Source organism: Streptomyces sp. NPDC044061 (assembly GCF_056434305.1).
Map to the genome: position 1 here is coordinate 12,001 of NZ_JBWKFL010000034.1, position 18,067 is coordinate 30,067.

The window sequence follows — 18,067 nt, forward strand, 5'->3', positions numbered from 1 at the left end:
CGACCGCTCGCCGGCCTCCCGCCCGGCGTACGTACGCAGTTGTACGCATACCCCCGCCGTCCCCCGGTGTCGCACACTTCAACCGGCGGCACCGGCATGCTCGGACGCTCGCCGGGCGGGCCGCCGGCGCGGGGGAACGGCGGCCCGTCCCGCATGTCAGCCGTCCCTCACCCGCTTCCTGCCTCAGGCACCCCAGGCCGCCGCGCACAGCGCGCGGTCGAGTACGTCGGTGTAGCGGGCCGCGGCCAGCCAGGCCCGCGCGAACCGGTCGCCGTCCGCGGGGAGCAGACGGCCGAAGACGTCGCGTGCGCGCTCTGCCGCGGCCGCGTGGAGCTCGTCCAGGAGGTCGCCCGCCGTCGCCAGCCCGTGCCGGCCCAGCCGCCGGACGTCGGCCGCCGTGTTCCCGGGCAAGGACAGGACCAGCCGCCCTCCCGAGGCCGCCTGGTGCACACGGCGGCGCAGCAGGTGCACCGGTGCCTCGTCGGTCGCGGGCGCGGTGTCCGGCGATGCGGGCGTGGCGGTGGGCAGGTCGGCGTGCTGGAGCCGGTCGAGACCGGTGTCCACGCGGGTGCCGGGGGCGGTGGGGTGCTCGGTCGCCAGCAGCAGGGCTCGGGGCTGCGGGGCCGGGACGAGCCGGGCCACGACCCGGAGCCGGCTGCCCCGGGCGGCGGCCAGCAGACGGAGGTTCTCGCGGTGGGGAAGCGCCGGGTGGTCGTGGGCCGCGGCCAGCAGCAGCGGGGCGCCTGCGCAGTCGGCGAGCAGACAGTCGCCTGCCGCCTCCCGGACCGTGCCGACGAGCGTGACTTCCAGGAAGAGCAGATCATGCGGATCACGGCCGCCCGCCAGGGCGCGGGCCACCTGTTCGGCGGCCGACGGCGCCCAGAGCCGGTCCAGGGGCTCCGCGCGCCAGTCGGCCCCGGACGCGCGGACCGCCCGTACCCCCGCGCCCGCGCCCAGCCGGCCCGTCGGGGAGACCGTCGCCCCCGACACCGCGAGGCCCGCGCGCGACAGCTCGCGGTGCGTCAGAGCCGTGTCGCCCACGCGCACGGCGCGGTCCGCCGCGCCCACCGCCCGGCCCGCCCCGCCCGGCGCGACGTCCGACACCTGGTACAGGCGGCCCTCGGCGTCGGCGGTCCAGGTGACCGCGCCCGCGTACCCGCTCGCCGTGAGCACTGGCTCGGAGAAGAGGCCGTACAGCCGCAGCGAGCCGTCCGGCCGGTACGGCTGTCGAACGGTCCCGCGCAGCTCGGTCAGTTCGGGGCCCTGCGCGTGCGGGACGCGGTGGGCCGCGGACAGGGCGTCGCGCAGCGCGCCGACGAGGTCGGCGAGGCGGTACGCGGGGTCGCCGGAGCGGGCCGCGCGCAGCGCGGTGACCACGGAGACGGCCGTGGCCGCGGCCCTGGGGAGTCCCGCGATCCGCGCGGTGTGCGCGGCGCGCAGCAACTCCGCCTGGAGCACGGCCCCGGAACCGTCCGTACCCGCTTCGAGTACGGCGGTCGCGGCGGCGTGCAGGGCGCGGGCGGCGGCGCACTGCTCGGGGGTGGCCCGTTCGGGGTCCCCCGCTGCCGCGGGTGCCGGACCGGTGTCCGGCTCGCCGGGGTCGGCCGCCGCGGCCGGGTCAGCGACCGGTGCCGCCGAGGCGGCCGCCGCCCGGTGCAGGCAGTCCGGGGCCAGCAGGCAGCCGCAGTGGATGGCGTCCGCGCCGGTCACCGTCCCTGTGGGCGCGTGGAGTTCGACGTCGGTGCCGTCGTCGTCGACGGCGATGCGCACGGTGTCGCCGTCGCGCACGGCCGGGCGGGACACCAGTTTGGCGATGCCCGCGTCGAGCCGCCTGCGCAGCCGCGGGGAGAGGGCCGCGACGAGCTCGGCGGTCACGGCCGGGGCGACCGGGGGCAGACCTTGGCTCGTCCGGTCCTCGCTCGTCCGCTCCGGGGCCGTCCGGTCCTCGTCCGTCCGGTCCTCGTTCACGCGGCTCATGCGGCTCATGCGATCTTCTCCCCTACCCAGCGGGCGAGTTCGAGCGGACTGAGGGCGGCCACCGGCATGCCCGCCGCGACCAACTGGCTCGCGACCCCGGTCGCGTACCGAGGCCGGCCGGAGTCGTCCAGGCTCGCGCACCCGAGGAGCCGGCAGCCGGCCCCGGCCAGGGCGCGGACCTCGGCGAGGAGCCCGCCGAGGGGGTAGCCCTCCTCGAAGTCGCTGACGAGCACGACGAGCGTCCGCGAGGGCACCGTGACCAGTTCGCGAGCGTGCCGCAGCCCGGCGGCGATGTGGGTGCCGCCGCCCACGCTGACCTCCAGCAGCAGCGACAGCGGGTCCTCGACATGATCGGTCAGATCGACGACCTCGGTGGAGAACGCCAGGAAGTGCGTGGACAGGGTGGGCACCCCGGCCAGCACCGAGGCCGTGATCGCCGTCCAGATCGTGGAGGCCTCCATGGAGCCCGACACGTCGGTGACGAGGATCAGCCGCCAGTCGGCGGCCTTGCGGGCCCGCGTGCGGAAGACGGGACGCTCGGGGATGACCTGGACCGTGCCGTCCGGAGCGCGCCGCGCGGTCGCCAGGTTGGCCCGCAGCGTGCGGGGCAGGTCGAGTCCGCCGCCGGGGCGGCGGCTGGGCCGTGGCAGCGCCGTGCCGTGCAGTGCGGGACGCAACCGTGTGGCCAGCTCCCGGGTCAGCGCGTCGACCAGGCGCCGGACGAGCGGGCGCAGCGCGGCCAGCCGGGCCTCGGGCAGCCCGCCCGCGTGCCGGAGCACCGAGCGCAGCAGCTCGACGGAGGGCCGTACGGTGTCCGGGTCGAGTTCCGCGAACACGTCCGGCCGGCCCGTGGCGGCGGCGGCCGCCAGCACCTCCTCGCGGATGCCCGGCCCGAAGAGCGCCGCGAGATCCTCGGACCACTCGCGTACTCCGGGATACGGCGCCTCCCGGCCCCCACCGCCGCCCGCACCGGTGAGGTCGCCCCTGCTGCCCTCGCCGCGCCCGCGGCCGTACAGCTCGTCCAATGCGGTCGCCAACGGCCGTGCGGTGGATGCCAGTTGATCGTTGCGGCGGCCGAGCACAAGACGCCAGCGGTCGGCCGGGGCGAGCCGGTGGCCCGCCTCGGCGACGGGGCCGGCCGCGGCCGGGGCGGCGGCCTGCGGCTGCCGGGGCGGTGGCAGCAGCCCCCAGGAGGCGAGGGCGTCGCGGGCCGCCAGGTCGGCCCGGGTCCAGGCGGCCAGCGCGGCGGGGTCGACGGCGCCGGTGTCGGCCAGGCGGCGTTCGTCCAGGCGCTCCTCGACGGTGGACAGGAGCCGGTCGCGGGCGGCGGGGCTCAGCGTGTCGAAACCGCCCCGCAGGGCGGGCAGCCGGTCCAGGAAGTCCCGGTCGGACAGCTCCGACACCCTGCCCAGCAGCGGCTCCAGCGTGGGCGCCGCCGACTCCAGCAACTGCCCCGCCGCCGTCAGCACCCCCGTCAGCCGCGCGGTCAGCGCCGACCGTGACTCGGGGTCGCAGGCGCCGTCCACCCAGAACGCCACCCGGTCGCCGAAGCGGGTCGGATCCTCGTGCCCGAGGAGCACGCGTACGGCTCCGGCGGCGCCGCGCATCAGCGGGGAACCGCCGGCGGCCAGCCGGGCGAGGGAGTCGGTGAGCCGGATGCCGCCCAACAGGTCGGCGCGGTGGGCGAGTTCCAGCAGGGCCTGGGCGTCGGCGGGATCCTCGGAGCCGCTGAGGCCGTCGACCTGCCGCACGGCGGCGGTGGTGAGCAGCTCGGCCACGGCCGCCGCCCGTGCCGTACGGTCCTCGTCGGCCGGCAGCCCGGGGACGTGACCGGCGCACAACCGGTCCAGCAGGGCGAGACCTGCGAGGAGTTCGGGCAGGGTCCCGGAGCCCGGCAGCACGTCGGCCGTGTCCTCCAGCCGCTCGTCCGTGAGATGCGTCAGGCCGCACTCCGCCGCCTGTTCCAGACCGCGCAGGGCCTGCGCGGCGGTGGGGCCGCCCTCGTCCCGCTCCGCGCGCCGCCGTTCCCGCAGCAGGCCCTCGGCGGCCTGGGCCGAGGTGACGCCGCGCACGCCCGCCACGGTCAGCATGGCCGCCGTGGCGGGCGTCCAGCGCACCTCCCAGCGGGACGTCAGCGCCTCGGCGCCGCCCGCCCCGGTGACCTCCTTGGGCTCCGCGTACGGCACCGCGCACACCGTCAGGCGGCGCAGCAGGAGTTCGCGGCGACGGTCCAGGTCGGAACGGAGCGGGTCGAGGCGCAGGTCGCGCGCGGTCCCGGGACCGGAGTCCGCCGGGCCGGGCAGGCCCAGCGCGGCCAGCTCCGCCTCGACCGCGGGAGCGAGCCCGCTGCGCGGTGCGTCCGGCGCCGGACGGCCGGCGCGCTTGCCGACGAGCACCTGCTCCATGGCCCGCGCGACGGCCCGCCCCCGCCCGTACGGCTCACCCTGCGCCAGCACCGTCTGCACGGCCTCCACCAGCTCCCCCCGGCCCGCCGCGGGCAGCCCGCGCAGCCGGCCCAGATCACCGGCGAGCCGCACGATCTCCCGCGCGTCGGCGGGCCCGGAAGGGTGGCCCAGCTCCCGCAGCTCGGCACACACCCGCACGGCTGCACCGGTCAGCGCGTTCTCCAGCGCGACCGGGTCACCGGCGGCCTCGAGCACCAGGTGCTGCCACTCGGGGTCCCGGATGCCCGCGGGATAGCCGGAACGCTCGTCCAGGAGGGCATAGGTGTACGGGATCAGGGAGGTCGTCCACGGCGTGGTGTTCCCGGTGCCGCCCTTCGGCGCCGGCGTCTCGCCGGCCGGTTCCAGCAGCGCCGGGGCGTGGAAGGCGCCCACCACCACGGCGGCCCGCTCCCCGTTCGCGGTGGCCGCGGCCAGGCACGACCGCATCCACCGCTCCCGCCGCAGATCCAGCTCCGGCACCCCGCCCGAGGCCGCCGCCTCCTCGCGCAGCGCCCACCCCGTCAGCAGCGCCGCCCGGCGCAGGGCCTCCGGCGGCGACCCCGGGGCGGTGGCCTCGACCAGCCGGTCCCACAGGTCGTCACCGGGGCGGCCGGTGAGACGGGAGCGGAGCGCGGTGGCCAGACCGGGGAGCCCGGAACCGCCCGGTGCCGTGACCGACCCGGTGTCCGCCTCGGCGCGTTCGGTATCCGCGCCGGCCGGCGAGTCACCGCCCCATGCCCGGTCCGCGAGCGGCAGATCCCAGGCGACGACCGGTACGCCATGACGTGCCGCCCACCGCACCGCCACCAGCTCCGGCGAGAAGTCCGCGAAGGGATAGAACGCCGGGCCGCCGCCCCCGTCGCCGGGCGCGGCGGCGAGGGCGACCGGCGCACGGGTCTCCTCGTGGGCGAGCCACGGCAGCCAGTCCTGCAGCTCGGCGGGGAGTTCGACGAGCAGGACGTCCGGCTCGGCCGCGTCGAGCAGCGCCGGCACGGCGGCGGCCAGGGACGGCGCGTGATGCCGTACGCCGAGGAGGCAGGGCGCCGCCGGGTCGGTGAGGGCCAGGACGGCCGCCTCGGGAGAAGCGTGGGCCACGGCCGTCAGCCCTCCAGCACCGTGCGCAGGTCCCACAGGGTCCGCCAGGTGGCGGAGCCCTGTTCGGCACGACGCCGGACGGGACCGTCCCAGTAGCCGCGCAGCCGGGCCGCGTCCGCCGGATCGTCCTTGCGCACCACACCGAGGAGGTGGCCCGGGAGCAGGCCGAGGACGTCACGGTCACCGGGGAAGTACGCCGCGGCCAGGCCCAGCGCGCCGGCGACGGACACGGCCTCCGCGGTGCTCATCACCGTGGACGGCCGCTCCACCTCCCAGCCCTCCGCCGACCGCCCCTCGCGCAGGTCCCGGAACGCGGTGACCAGGGCCTCCAGCACGGCGTCGTCGACCTGGAAGGGTGCCCCGGCCCGCTCCACCGACGCCCTGGCCTGGCTGCGCACCAGCGCCGTCTCCGCGTCGAGGTCCCCGATGGGGCCCACGGTCTCGAAGTTGAAGCGGCGCTTGAGCGCGGCGGACATCTCCGAGACGCCCTTGTCCCGCAGGTTGGCGGTGGCGATGAGGTTGAACCCGGGCGTCGCGTGCGCCAACGCGTCCTGGCTGCCCGCCAGTTCGGGCACGGCGATGCGCCGCTCCGACAGCAGCGACACCAGGGCGTCCTGCACCTCGGGCAGGCAGCGGGTGACCTCCTCGACCCGGGCGATCGCGCCCCGGGCCATCGCGGTGAGCACCGGCGACGGCACCAGCGCCTGCCGGCTGGGCCCCTGCGCGAGCAACAGTGCGTAGTTCCAGCCGTACTTGAGCTGGTCCTCGGTCGTGCCCGCCGTGCCCTGCACCACCAGACCGCTGGTCCCGCAGACGGCCGCCGACAGCAGCTCCGACAGCATGGACTTGGCGGTGCCGGGCTCGCCGACGAGCAGCAGGCCCCGCTCACCGGCGAGCGTGACGACACACCGCTCGACCAGCGCCCGGTCGCCGACGAACTTGCCCTCCACCACCAGCCGCCGCGGCACCTCGTCCGGCACCTCGGCGTCCTCGGGCAGCCGCAGCGCCTGACCGGCGCTGCCCATGACGAACGTGACGACGGCCCGGGGCGTGAGCCGCCACGCGGGCGGACGCGGACCGGTGTCGTACGCGGCGAGGAAGGCCAGTTCGATGGCGTACCGGTCCTCGGGCGGGACGATCTGACGGGTGGCGTCGGGAACGAGGACGGTGGTCATCGGCAGGTGCCCTTCAAGGTGGTGCGAGTGGTGGTCGGGGAAGAAGGGGTCATCGGCGCCGCCCCCTGCGCCTCTCCCGCGTGGTCAACTCCTCGTACGCCGGGGCGTCGCCCGCGCGGACCCGGTCCCAGGCACGGGCGAACAACTCCGGGACCGGCAGCGGGGGTACGGCGCGCCGCTGGTCGAGGACCGGGTACAGGCCCTCCTTCCAGATCTCCACCGGCAGCGCCGGCGACTTCGTGTCGCGCCAGCCGCAGGGCAGGAACAGGCTCCGCCCGGCGCGCGGCCGCTTGGCCTCCACGACCAGGTCGGTCGCCGCCAGCTCCGTGCGGGCCTTCTTCGTGCGGGCGGGCTTCCAGCCGGTCCAGCGCACGCAGTTGCGGTCCGTCGGATCGGGCAGCGCCAGCAACTGGAGGTACAGCGTGGCCGCGTCCTCGCCCAGGCCGTGTGCCGCGGCGACCTCGGTGACGAGCCCGGGCACGGTGACGGAGGGGTCCTGCGCGTAGCCCGAGGGGCCGTCGGCGCCTGCCCGCACGGCCCGGGCGAGTTCGTCGCCCAGGAGCGTGCGCAGCATGCGCAGGCCGTGGCCGCGCGCCTGGCCGACCAGGCCTTCGAGCAGCCCGAACACCGTGTCGTCCGGGCCGCTGAGCGCGGCCGGGCGGACCAGGACCGTCTCCGTGTCCCGGTACCAGGGGCGCAGGACGATCGCCTCGCCGACCCGGGTGAGGCCGTGCGCGTCGGCGCCGCCGGTCGCCGGGAGGCCGTAGGCCTTGCGCAGTTCGACGGCGGTCGAGCCGCCCTTCTCGGTCCACTCGACGTCCAGGTCGAGCAGCAGCTCCGGATCGCTCGTACGGCGCCGCAGGGCGGCGAGCCCCTCGGGCAGCCGGGCGCGCAACGGGTGCCCGTACGGCAGCACGTAGGCCAGCGCGGCCAGGGAGTCCACGGCGGACGCCAGATCGTGCCGGCCGGGCACCGCCTCCGGGTCCTCCCAGGCGAGGGTGCCGTCCTTGTCGGGCCGCAGCACCGTGGTGCGCGCCAGCCACGGCGTGCGCGCCGGGTTCAGCGCCTCCTCGGCGCACGAGGCGCCCGTGCCCGCGAGGTCGGCGGCCAGGTCCTCGGGCACGCGGACGAACGAGCCGAGCCGCTTCGCCCACACACGGCCCGCGGCCCGGGTGTCCGGTCCGCAGGTCCACAGGTCGGCCGGGTCCGCCGGCAGCAGCGCGCCCATCAGGGCCGTACGGTCCTCGAGGGCCAGATCGGTCACCCGCGCGCGGGCGAACTCGCACTGCCGGGGCTTGAGTCCGAGCAGCGCCAGTGCCTCCGTGTCCGGCGACTGCGGCAGGCCGGCCGTCAGCACGGTGGCCTGCATCGGGCCCAGGCTGCCGCCGGTCGCCGTCACCAGCGCCTCGGGCGCCTCGGGCCGCCAGGGTGCGGCGCCCTTGTCCCGGATCAGCCGGGCGACGGCGGCGAGGTCCTCGGCGGAGATCCCCGGAGCGTGCCGGACCTCGCTCTCCAGCACGAAATGGGCGACCGCCCCGAACGCGCCCGACGGGTCGTGGTCCAGGGCCAGCCAGTTCACCCGGCCCCGCTGCCCGTCGACGCTCTGGCAGCCGAGGATCACCACCGTACGGCCGTCGCGGCGCAGCACCTGTCCGGCCCGCTGCTGCTTGTCGTGCGGCTCGCTCAGCACGATCTCGCGCAGCCGGTCGACGGCGGACAGCAGCGGCCCCTCGGTGACGGCCTCGAACAGCAGCACCAGCGGCTCGCGTTGGGCGTCGGACAGGGCGGGCGAGGCGGCCCGGAGGGCGAGCGCCCGCAGGACGCCGAGCACGACCGGCCACACCATTCCTATCTCGGGGACGGTGTGCTCGTCGCTGAGCCAGCCGTCGCCGAGGGCGGCGATCTGCTGCCGGCCGGGCAACTGCTTGCCCTCGGCGGGCCTGCCGGACAGCACGTGGTTCACCGCCCGGATCTGGCGCAGCGTGCTCCACCGCTCCCCGTACCACCAGCCGCGCGGGCCGACGACACCCGAGAGGGCGGACTGCAGCGTGCGGTCGTCACCGTGCCGGGGGCGGTGATCGGCGAACATCTCCTCCGTCCCCTTGCGCGGCTGCGGCCGCTCCTCGGGTGGCGCCGCGAAGGCGGTGGCCGACTCGGTGACGCTCAGCGCCACCCGGACCAGGGAGGCGATGCCGGCGAGCAGCAGGCCGTCGGTGCAGCCGGGCAGGGTGAGGGCGACGGCTCCGAGCGCGACCTCGTCGGCCGGGGGGACGGCGGCCCTGGCGGCCTCGTCCGAGCCGGCGCGGACCAGCGCCTCCCGCCGTCCGGCCAGGGCCTGGGCCATGACCCGCAGCAGTTCGGCCGTCCGCTCGTCGGTCAGGGCGCGCAGCGCCGCCGAGCCCTGTTCGTCACGGGGGCGCAGCGCGTGCCAGAAGGCGAGCGGGGGCACCAGCCGGGTGCCCGCGGCGAACTCGCTGCCGCGCTCGTTGGGCGTGACCCGGCCGAGCTCGCCGCCCGACGAGGTGTCGTCGGCTGCGAACAGGCCCACCTGGCGCGTCATCTGCGCGGCGACCGGTTCGGCGCCTCCGGGCAGCCGCAGCGCCCCGAGCGGCGCCGCGGCCGCACGGCCGTGGTGCGCGGCGGGCACGGAGACGGTGCGTCCGTCGGGCGTCCCGGCGACCCTGCGGGCCTCGGCGCCCTCGCCCTCCACGCGCACCCAGCGGCCCAGCACCGTGCCGTCGGTGCCGAACGGGCTGTGTTCCAGGCCCGGTTGCAGCGGCAGCACCTCGCAGAGGGCGGGCAGCAGGGAGGCGTCCTCGCGGATGCCGGACCGCAGGAGCGCGGGCAGGGACGCGCGGCCGTGCGTGCCGGTGGCCGGGTCGTACTCCAGCCACACCGTCTCCCGGCCCTGCCTGCCCTGGCGCCAGTACGTGGTGCCGTCGCCGATCACGGCACGGCTCGGGGGCAGGACCGTGTCGCCGGGGTGCAGGGTGCGGCCGCCGGTGGCGCGGCCGCCGCCGGGCAGCGGGATCGACGGGGCGTCGGTCTCGTGACCCGACCACCAGCCGGGGATCTGCTCGCCGCCGAGCTCGAACACCTCGGCGGGGCGGGCCGACCAGTAGCCGTGCTGCTTGCTGCCCTGCCGCCACACCACCAGCAGCTCGCCGTCCACGTACCGGAAGCGGGGGCGCTGCCAGCGGTCCGGCTCCTGGGGCAGGCGCAGGTCGTGCTCCAGCAGCACCTGGTCCGGGCCGACCACCACCGCCTTGTGCCGGCGTGCCAGGATCAGCGCGGGCCAGGCCTCGTGGATCGTCAGCGTGTTGTCCTCGCCCTTCCTCGTCTCGGCGTCGAGGAGCGCCAGCGCCTCGTCCAGGGCGGGCCAGCCGAGCTCGTCCATGATCCCGGCGCGCAGGGTGCGGCCGAGCAGCGGCGGGACCTCGTGGCCGGCGATGCGGGCGACGGCGTCCGGGTTGGCCCGGCGGGCGACGGCCCGGAAGGGGCGCAGCCTGGCGAGCGCGGTACGGGCGGAGGGCAGGCCCACCGCACGGGTGAAGTCCTCGGCGGCCTCGTCGAGCCATTCGCGCAGCACGCCGGAGAGGACGGGGTGGTCGGCCATGGCCTCGAGCGGATCGGCACCCAGTCTGCCTGAAATATCCGTGTCGACGGCCTGGTGCAGCCGGCGCCTCAGACGCGGGTCGGCCGCGACGGCCACCAGGTCGCGCCGGCCGGCCCGGGTGTCCTTCAGCCAGTCGGCGAGCGGCAGGTACACGTTCACCTCCGCACCCGGCACCGCGAGCGGGACGTCCTGGGCCGCGCACAGGTCCAGCAGATCGAGGTCGGCGCCGGCGTGCCAGCGGCCGGTGAACAGGTCCACGGGCCGGCCCGCGGCCCTCAGGGGCGCGGCCATCCGCTCGACGAGCGCCAGCGTGGCGGGCGAACGCCGCGAGTAGGACCCGCCGTGCTTCCGGAAGGACGCCCACCGGCTCAGCCAGTCCGCGGGATCGACGCCGTGCTCCTCGGCCGCCTCCGCGTCGGTCAGCAGCCGCTCGGCCCCGCACTCCGCGAGCACCGTCAGCCAGAACTCGTCGTCCTCGACGCCCCGGCCCAGCCCGGCCGGCATGATCTCCAGCAGGCGGGCACGGACGGCCGGCTGCCGCTCGGCCAGGACCGCCAGGAGCGAGCGGTAGGAGTTCCAGAAGGACGCGGGCGCCCGGACGGCGGCGGGAGAGGTGATCAGGTCGGCGACCAGGGCGCACTCCTCCGTCTCCCGGTCGAGTCCCGCCGCCTTGATCAGCCCGCGGGCGTCCTGCGGCAGCGAGGCGTACGGCGGCATGCCGGCCGCGCAGCGCTCCACGGTCAGCTGCCTGAACTGCGCCCACGCGGCGGCCGGGTCGAGGCGCCGGGCCAGGTCCTTCACGTGTTCCTTGAGGGCCTTGACGGTCAGTGCGCCGGCGAAGGCGAACTCCAGGAACACCGCCCGCTGCCGCTCCTCGTCCACGGTGAGCGCGTGCACCCGCTCGGCCTCGCGGGCCTTGCCGAAGAAGGCGGCCGCGTACGTGGTGTTCTCGTGCTGCAGGAAGACCCGCGCGGCCTGCTCGTAGAAGGTCGGCAGGAAGTGCGGCACGGCCCGGCCGAGCCGCTCGCCGAGGGCCTCGAAGCCCTCCTTGGCGTTGCCCGGGCGGGACTTGGCCTGACGGGCGAGCCGCTCGACGTCCTTGACCAGGGCGAGCGCGTGGTGCCCGTTCGCGGGGTCGTTCACCAGCGCCCAGGCCGGGAAGCCGAGGGTCTCCTTGCGTACCTGCCCGACCTCGGGCGTCTCCGGCTCCCGGGCGAGGCCCAGGAACTCCAGCGCCAGGTCCTCGGCCTCGCCGAGGGTGCCCGGCACCAGGCGCACGACCCTCCGGTCCGCCAGGGCGGGGTGGGTGTAGCTGCGGACGGTGAGGGAGTCGGCGTCCTCCCGGGTGGTGCTGCCCGGGGGCAGTACGGCGCCGGCATCCAGGAGCGCGGCAGCGGTCGTCTCGTCGTACGTGCTCATGCCGCCTGCTCCTCGTCCTCGATGTCCCGCCCGGCGTACAGCGCGGCCGCCATGCGCATGCCCTCCGACCAGGCGACCGGACCGACCTGACCGAGCTTCAGCGCGCGCCCGGCGGGGTCGGTCCACACCAGCGGGCCGGTCTCGGTCTCCTCGTATCCGTCGTAGTCGCCCACCCACACGCGGGCCTCGATGCCGCGGCCGTCCTCCAGGACGGAGCACACGGCGTGCCCGCCGCGCACGCGGTAGCCGAGCTGGGCCGCCCTGCCGTGCAGGAAGCGCAGCTCCTTGTAGGAGCCGCCCGCGTACTCCTCCACCTGGGTGCCGTCGGTGTCCAGGCCGGCCGGGCGCCGCCAGACCTCGCGGAAGAGCTGCCGGGCGCGCTGCTCGACACCCAGCTCGACCGCGAACTCCCGCAGTTCCTCCAGGTCGTCCAGGAGGACCGGGTGCGGGACGCGGACCAGGGCGGGGGTGATACGTACGGTGTCGCCGTCCAGGTCGACCAGGCCGAGGCCGCGCTCGGGATCCGCGTCCCGCAGGAAGCCGGCCACCCGGCCGTCCTCGCCGGTGACGACCAGGTCGCGCAGGGCCGCCTGCCAGGCGGGGTCCGGCCAGACCCGGGCGACGACGGCGAACGGCGCCGGCAGCGAGCGGACCATCCACCGCTCGGCGTCGGCCAGGCACTGCCGCTCGTGCCGCTCCAGCCACTCGGCGAGCTGCCGCAGGCCCATGACCGCCGGATCGTCGGTGAGCTTGGCGGGTACGGACTTCAGCCGTCGCCCGGCCGCGTTGCGGCACACCACCTTCCCGCCGTCGAGGGCGACCTCGTAGTCGCCGGCCGACACCCACCCCATACGTGCCTCCCCGCACCGCAGTGATCAAGTGACGGGAACTGTAGGACAGGCCACTGACAACGCCTGCCGGCACCCGGAGGGAACGGCACCCCCACGAACCGGCCACCGGGGTCCGTGCGCGAGCCGAGGAGGACCTGAGAACGCCGGAGCCGTGCGCGGCGCGCGGGACACGGTGTCCTCCGGAGTGTCGGCCTTGCCCGGACGCGGTCGCCGATGCTGTCCGGACGCCCGCCGTGCAGAAGCTGTGAACCAGCTGCCGGGGGCGCGCGGGCATGATGTGCGAGTGCTGCGAGTTGACCTTCACGAAACCTTTTCGGGGCCTGGCCGGAAGACGCCTTGTTGCGTCAACTCCCAACGCAACAAGGTGGGTTGAGCACTTGAGCATCAGGAGTCGCAAGCGCACTGCTTGACCCGGACATCCGACCGTCCGGGCGCCGACGGGGGAACTGATGCGGTGCGCCGAGCCGCTGTCGTCCAGTCATGCGGGGCCGTTTGGCGCACCGATTTGGAACATGTCCCTCCGCTGTCTGTCTCTTGGTGCCTTCGTCCGGTGCCCGCAGACAGGGACAGGAGGGGGAAAGCCGATGAGCGCGGTGAGCGCCGCCAAGCCGACGTATCCCGGCGTCTACGTCGAAGAGCTTCCCAGCAGTACCCGCACCATCTCGACCCTGACCACGTCGGTGACCGCATTCGTGGGTCACACCCGGCGCGGTCCGCTCAATGAGCCGGTACGCGTCACCAGCTTCGCGGAGTTCGAGCGCCGTTTCGGCGGTCTGAGCGCGCGCAGCGCCGTCGGCTACGCGGTCCACCAGTTCTTCGGCAACGGCGGCACCGTCGCCGTCGTCGTCCGCGTCACCAAGGCCGGCAGCGGCAAGGCCGCCCGCGTCACCCTCAAGTCCACCGAGGGGCACAGCGACAGCGCCGTCCTGGAGGTGCACGCCAAGGAGCCGGGGCTGTGGGGCAACGGCCTGCGCGTGGCCGTCGACCAGGACACGCCCTGCCCCGACGACACCTTCAACCTGCGGGTCTACGACGCCCGGGGCGAGGCCCGCGAGAGCTTCACCGGCCTGTCCGCCGACCCCTCCGACGATCGCTTCGCGCAGACCGTGATCAACGCGGGCTCGCGGCTGATCCGCGTCGAGGTGGTCGGCGAGGGCCGCCCCGACCCCTCCGGCACCGTCTCCAAGCCGTTCGGGCACGACCTGCCCGACCTCGCCGTCGACCTGACGGTGAAGATCGGCGACGTGGAGCGGGAGTTCACGCTCTACGACCCCGACTGCGACGGCGAGGTCCCCGCGTCCGTGGCCGAGCTGGCGCTGCTGCTCGAACGCAAGCTGCGCGCCCTGCCCGACGCGCCGGGCAGGCACTCCTTCGCGGGCGCCGAGGTGACCCCCTTCGGCCGCCGCCTGCAGGTGGTCGCGGGCTCCACCGACCCCGAGGACGTCGTCCGCTTCGTCGGCGAGTGCGCCAACGACCTGGGCCTCGAGGCCTCCGTCAACCCGCCCGTCTTCCCGCTGGAGGGCGGCGAGGACGGCGAGGCGCCCGGACCGCGCGACCTCATCGGTTCCGAGGCCGACAAGACCGGCATCCAGGCCCTGCGCCAGGTCGCCGACGTCAACCTCCTCGTCCTGCCCGAACTCGCCGGGTACGAGAAGACCGAGGACGCGATCACGGTCGTGTCGGCTGCCCAGCGCCTGTGCCAGGAGCGGCGGATCTTCCTGCTCGTCGACGCGCCCGGCACCTGGGTGAGCGTCGACGCGGCACGCGCCGGCATCGCCGCCTTCGACGCCGTACGCGGCAACCACGCGGCGCTGTACTTCCCGCACCTGCAGCTCACCGACCCGCTGACCGGGCGGCTGCGCTCCTTCCCGCCCTCCGGCGCGGTCGCGGGAGTCATCGCGCGCACCGACTCCGAGCGCGGTGTGTGGAAGGCACCGGCCGGCACCGAGGCGCGCCTGGCGGGCGTCCACTCGCTCACCGTCAGCCTTACCGACCGCGAGACCGGGCTGCTCAACCCGCTCGGCGTCAACTGCCTGCGCAGCTTCCCGCTGACCGGTGCGACGGTGTGGGGCGCGCGCACCCTGGAGGGCGCCGACGCGCTCGACAGCGAGTGGAAGTACGTCCCGGTGCGGCGGCTCGCCCTGCACGTCGAGGAGAGCCTCCAACGCGGCCTGCAGTGGGTGGTGTTCGAACCCAACGACGAGAACCTGTGGCAGCAGATCCGGCTCGCCGCCTCCTCGTACCTGCACACCCTCTTCCGGCAGGGCGCCTTCAAGGGCGGCACCCCGCGCGAGGCCTATTTCGTCAAGTGCGACAGCGACACCACGACCGACGAGGACGTCGCCAACGGGATCGTGAACGTCCTGGTCGGCATCGCACCGGTCCGCCCGGCGGAGTTCGTGATCGTCAAAATCCAGCAGACGTCCGGGCAGTTCGAGCTCTAGGGAATCCCGAGGACACTTTCGATGGCAGAGTTCACCGTCAACGCCCATCGTTTCGACCCCTACAAGAACTTCAAGTTCCTGGTCCTGTGGGACGGTCGGACGGTCGCCGGCATCAGCAAGATCAGTCCGCTGAAGCGGACCACCGAGGTCGTCAAGCACCGGCACGGCGGCGACCCGTCCTCGCCGCGCAAGTCGCCCGGCCGCTCCGAGTTCGAGGGCGTCACACTGGAGCGCGGGGTCACCCACGATCCCGAGTTCGACCGCTGGGCCAACAAGGTCTGGCAGGTCGGCGCCGGACTCGGCTCCGAGGTGTCCCTCGCCGACTTCCGCAAGGACATCGTGATCCAGGTCCTCAACGAGGCCGGCCAGGTCGCCGTCTCGCACAAGCTCTACCGGACCTGGCCCAGCGAGTACCAGGTCCTCGGCGAACTGGACGCCAACGCCAACGCGGTGGCCATCCAGTCGCTGAAGCTCGAGTGCGAGGGCTGGGAGCGGGACTACGAGGTCCCCGAGCCCGAGGAGCCCTCCTTCCTCAACCCGGCGTGATGTGGCAGTGAGTTGAGGAAGCCGGGGGGAACACATGGCGATCACCGGGGCGGCCGGGCTGCTGGCCACCTGGGAGGAGGGGCTCGCCGAGGCGGATGCCGGGCGCGCCCTGCTGCTGCACCGCACGGCGCGTCCGGACCTCGACGCCGCCGCGCTGCCGGCGGTGCCGGTGGGCGAGCGCGAGTCCGACCTGTTCGCCCTGCGCCGCGCCCTGTTCGGGGAGCGGATGCAGGTGCGGCTGGAGTGCCGTGCGTGCGGCGCGGACATGGAGTTCGAACTGGACGCCGGGGAGTTGGCCCGGTCGCTGGACGGCCCCGGGGAACCGGTCCTGCGGCTGGCGGAGGGCGGCTGGGACATCGTGTTCCGGCTGCCCGCCGCCGGCGATCTGACGACCGCGGCCCGAGCCGCGGACCCACGCACCGCCCTGATCGCCCGCTGCCTGGTCTCGGCGGTGCGGGACGGGACGGCGCAGACCGCCGAAGCCCTGCCGGCCCCGGTGCGGCGGCGGATCGCCGAGGCCGTCGAGGCCGCCGACCCGGGCGCCGACGTGACGCTCGACGTCGGCTGCCCCGAGTGCGGTACGGCGACCCGGGCGGACCTCGACATCGCCTCCTACCTGTGGACCGAACTGGACGCCTGGGCCAGGGACCTGCTGCTCGACGTCCACCTGCTCGCCACCGCGTACGGCTGGAGCGAGCCGGAGATCCTGGCGCTCAGCCCGCTGCGGCGCCGCTACTACCTGGAGCTGTGTGCGGATGTCTGACGCCTCCTCCCGGGCGCCCGAGGCGGAGCCCGACTTCCTCGACCGGCTGATCGCCCGGCACGCGCTCCCGGGACCGGACGGCGTCCGGGTACGGCCGCGGCTGCCCGGTCCGTTCGAGCGCGTCGAGGCGGTCCGGGCCCGCACCACGGACCCGGGCGCCACGGACTCCGTGCTCCGTCCCTCTGCCGCGCCCTCGCCCGTACCGGACCGCGACGTGCCCCGGCCGGCCGGCATGGAGGTCCGACGGCACACGGAACGGGAGCGGACCGTCGTCCGCGCCGAGCCCGCCCCCGCCGAGCCGGAGGCGCGCCCCGCCCGGCCCGCGCTGCCCGAGGCGCCCCTGCTGCGCCCCGCCGCGCTGCCGGTGCCCAGGCCGCTCCCGGTGCCCCGGACCGGTCCGCGGGCCTCCGGGCGGGGAGGCCCGGAGCAGCGCCCGGACCGGGCCACGGCGTCCCTGCCCTCCCCACCGGGCACGGACGCCGTGGCCCCCACCGTCGTCTCCGCGGCACCGCGCCCCAGTGCCGCGGACACGACGGCGGCCCGCGAGGCCGTACGACAGGCCGCCGCACGCCGGCCGGGACGGGCGCCCGAGCAGGTCGTCCAGGTGCAGATCGGCCGGCTCGAGGTGACGGCCGGGCAGTCGCCGTCGGGGAACGGGGGCCGCCGGTCCGCGCGGCCCGCCGAGCGGCCGGGAGCGGCCCTCAGCCTGGCCGACTACCTGGCACGGGGGCGCGAGTGAGCCGCGCGGCAGTGACAGCGGCGGGAGAGGCAACAGCAGAGGAAACGGGGAACTGACGTCATGAGCAACGCACTCGCCATCGCCCATGTCAGCCAGGCCCTCGCCCTGCTGATCGAGTCCCACCTGCAGCCGGAGATCGACATGGCCGTCAAGGTGGAGCCGCGCAAGCCGCCCACCGAGCCACCGGCCGACCCCACCATCTCGGTCTTCCTCTACCAGGTCACGCCCAACGCCTCCCAGCGCAACAACGACCTGCCGACCCGCGCGCCCGACGGCACACTGGTGCGCCGGGCCGCCGCGGCCCTCGACCTCAACTACGTGATCAGCGCGTACGGCGACGAGACCGAACTGGTCGCGCAGCGGCTCATCGGCTCGGTGGTGCGCACCCTGCACGAGACACCGGTCCTGCCCAAGGACGTCATCGAACTCGCGGGGGAGCGCCCCTACTTGGCGGGCAGCAACCTCGCCGAGGCCGCCCAGCGGGTGCGGTTCACGCCGACGGTCATGGACGTCGACGAGACGTCGAAGCTGTGGGGGATGCTCTACCAGACCCCGTACACGCTGTCGGTGGCCTACCAGGCCTCCCTCGTCTTCATCGACGGTCGCGAGACGCCGGTGCCGGCCAAGCCCGTCGAACGTCCCGAGGTACGGGTGCTGCCGTTCGGAGCGCCGGGCGCGCCCGTCCCACCGGCGGCCGGGCCGCGTCGTGACGAACCGTCGGGCGACACGGCCGTCCGGGACGGCGCGGAGAAGGAGCCGGCCGATGAGCCCGCTTCCGTGAAGCCCGCGCGGACGGCGCCCGCGAAGGCCGTCGCCAGGAGCGCGGCCAAGACAACCGCCCGCACCCGCAAAGCGGCCCAGCCGGCCAGGGCCGCGAAGAAGGCACCGAAGAGCGCGCGGCCCGCCGAGGGGACCGGCTCCGGCTCCGGTTCCGGAGCGGGGACGGGCGGCGACGAGGGCGCGGGGAACTGAGGCGACGTGGAGCCTACGGGGGCAGG

10 protein-coding genes are annotated in these 18,067 nt (G+C 75.6%); 5 read left to right on the top strand and 5 right to left on the bottom strand.

The annotated features are described in order from the left end of the window. Nucleotides 1–183 precede the first annotated feature (183 nt). The 5 genes from AC07CM_RS38275 to AC07CM_RS38295 are packed head-to-tail and all read right to left on the bottom strand — an operon-like array spanning nt 184 to nt 12,577. Nucleotides 184–1,986: a hypothetical protein gene (locus tag AC07CM_RS38275; RefSeq protein ID WP_478881130.1), complete on the bottom strand. Its 1,803-nt coding sequence runs from the start codon at nt 1,984–1,986 to the stop codon at nt 184–186. Beyond that, a complete protein-coding gene (locus AC07CM_RS38280) occupies nt 1,983–5,516 on the bottom strand; it encodes a vWA domain-containing protein (protein ID WP_478881131.1) in 3,534 nt (1,177 codons plus the stop codon). Before AC07CM_RS38280 ends, AC07CM_RS38275 begins: the two co-directional genes overlap by 4 nt. 5 nt (nt 5,517–5,521) lie before the next feature. Beyond that, nucleotides 5,522–6,691, bottom strand: coding sequence for an ATP-binding protein (locus AC07CM_RS38285; protein ID WP_478881132.1), 1,170 nt, complete (start codon nt 6,689–6,691; stop codon nt 5,522–5,524). A 49-nt stretch (nt 6,692–6,740) separates the two neighbouring features. Then, complete coding sequence (locus AC07CM_RS38290) at nt 6,741–11,726, bottom strand: hypothetical protein (protein ID WP_478881133.1); 4,986 nt, start codon at nt 11,724–11,726, stop codon at nt 6,741–6,743. Continuing rightward, complete coding sequence (locus AC07CM_RS38295; RefSeq protein ID WP_478881134.1) at nt 11,723–12,577, bottom strand: DUF4132 domain-containing protein; 855 nt, start codon at nt 12,575–12,577, stop codon at nt 11,723–11,725. Before AC07CM_RS38295 ends, AC07CM_RS38290 begins: the two co-directional genes overlap by 4 nt. Before the next feature lie 584 nt (nt 12,578–13,161). Between AC07CM_RS38295 and AC07CM_RS38300 the strand changes: the two genes are divergently transcribed. From AC07CM_RS38300 to AC07CM_RS38320, 5 genes are read left to right on the top strand one after another with little or no spacing between them, the layout of a single operon-like run. Next, the gene (locus tag AC07CM_RS38300; RefSeq protein WP_478881135.1) at nt 13,162–15,021 is read left to right on the top strand and encodes a phage tail sheath subtilisin-like domain-containing protein; all 1,860 of its coding nucleotides are present in this window, start codon (nt 13,162–13,164) and stop codon (nt 15,019–15,021) included. A gap of 21 nt (nt 15,022–15,042) precedes the next feature. Then, nucleotides 15,043–15,567 (top strand): phage tail protein, encoded by a 525-nt coding sequence (locus tag AC07CM_RS38305; protein WP_102908267.1) that lies wholly within the window; start codon nt 15,043–15,045, stop codon nt 15,565–15,567. Nucleotides 15,568–15,601: 34 nt separating this feature from the next. Next, complete coding sequence (locus tag AC07CM_RS38310; protein WP_478881136.1) at nt 15,602–16,330, top strand: T4 family baseplate hub assembly chaperone; 729 nt, start codon at nt 15,602–15,604, stop codon at nt 16,328–16,330. After that, nucleotides 16,323–17,069, top strand: coding sequence for a hypothetical protein (locus AC07CM_RS38315; protein ID WP_478881137.1), 747 nt, complete (start codon nt 16,323–16,325; stop codon nt 17,067–17,069). Before AC07CM_RS38310 ends, AC07CM_RS38315 begins: the two co-directional genes overlap by 8 nt. Nucleotides 17,070–17,129: 60 nt before the next feature. Next, nucleotides 17,130–18,041: a Pvc16 family protein gene (locus AC07CM_RS38320; protein ID WP_478881138.1), complete on the top strand. Its 912-nt coding sequence runs from the start codon at nt 17,130–17,132 to the stop codon at nt 18,039–18,041. Nucleotides 18,042–18,067: the final 26 nt, after the last annotated feature.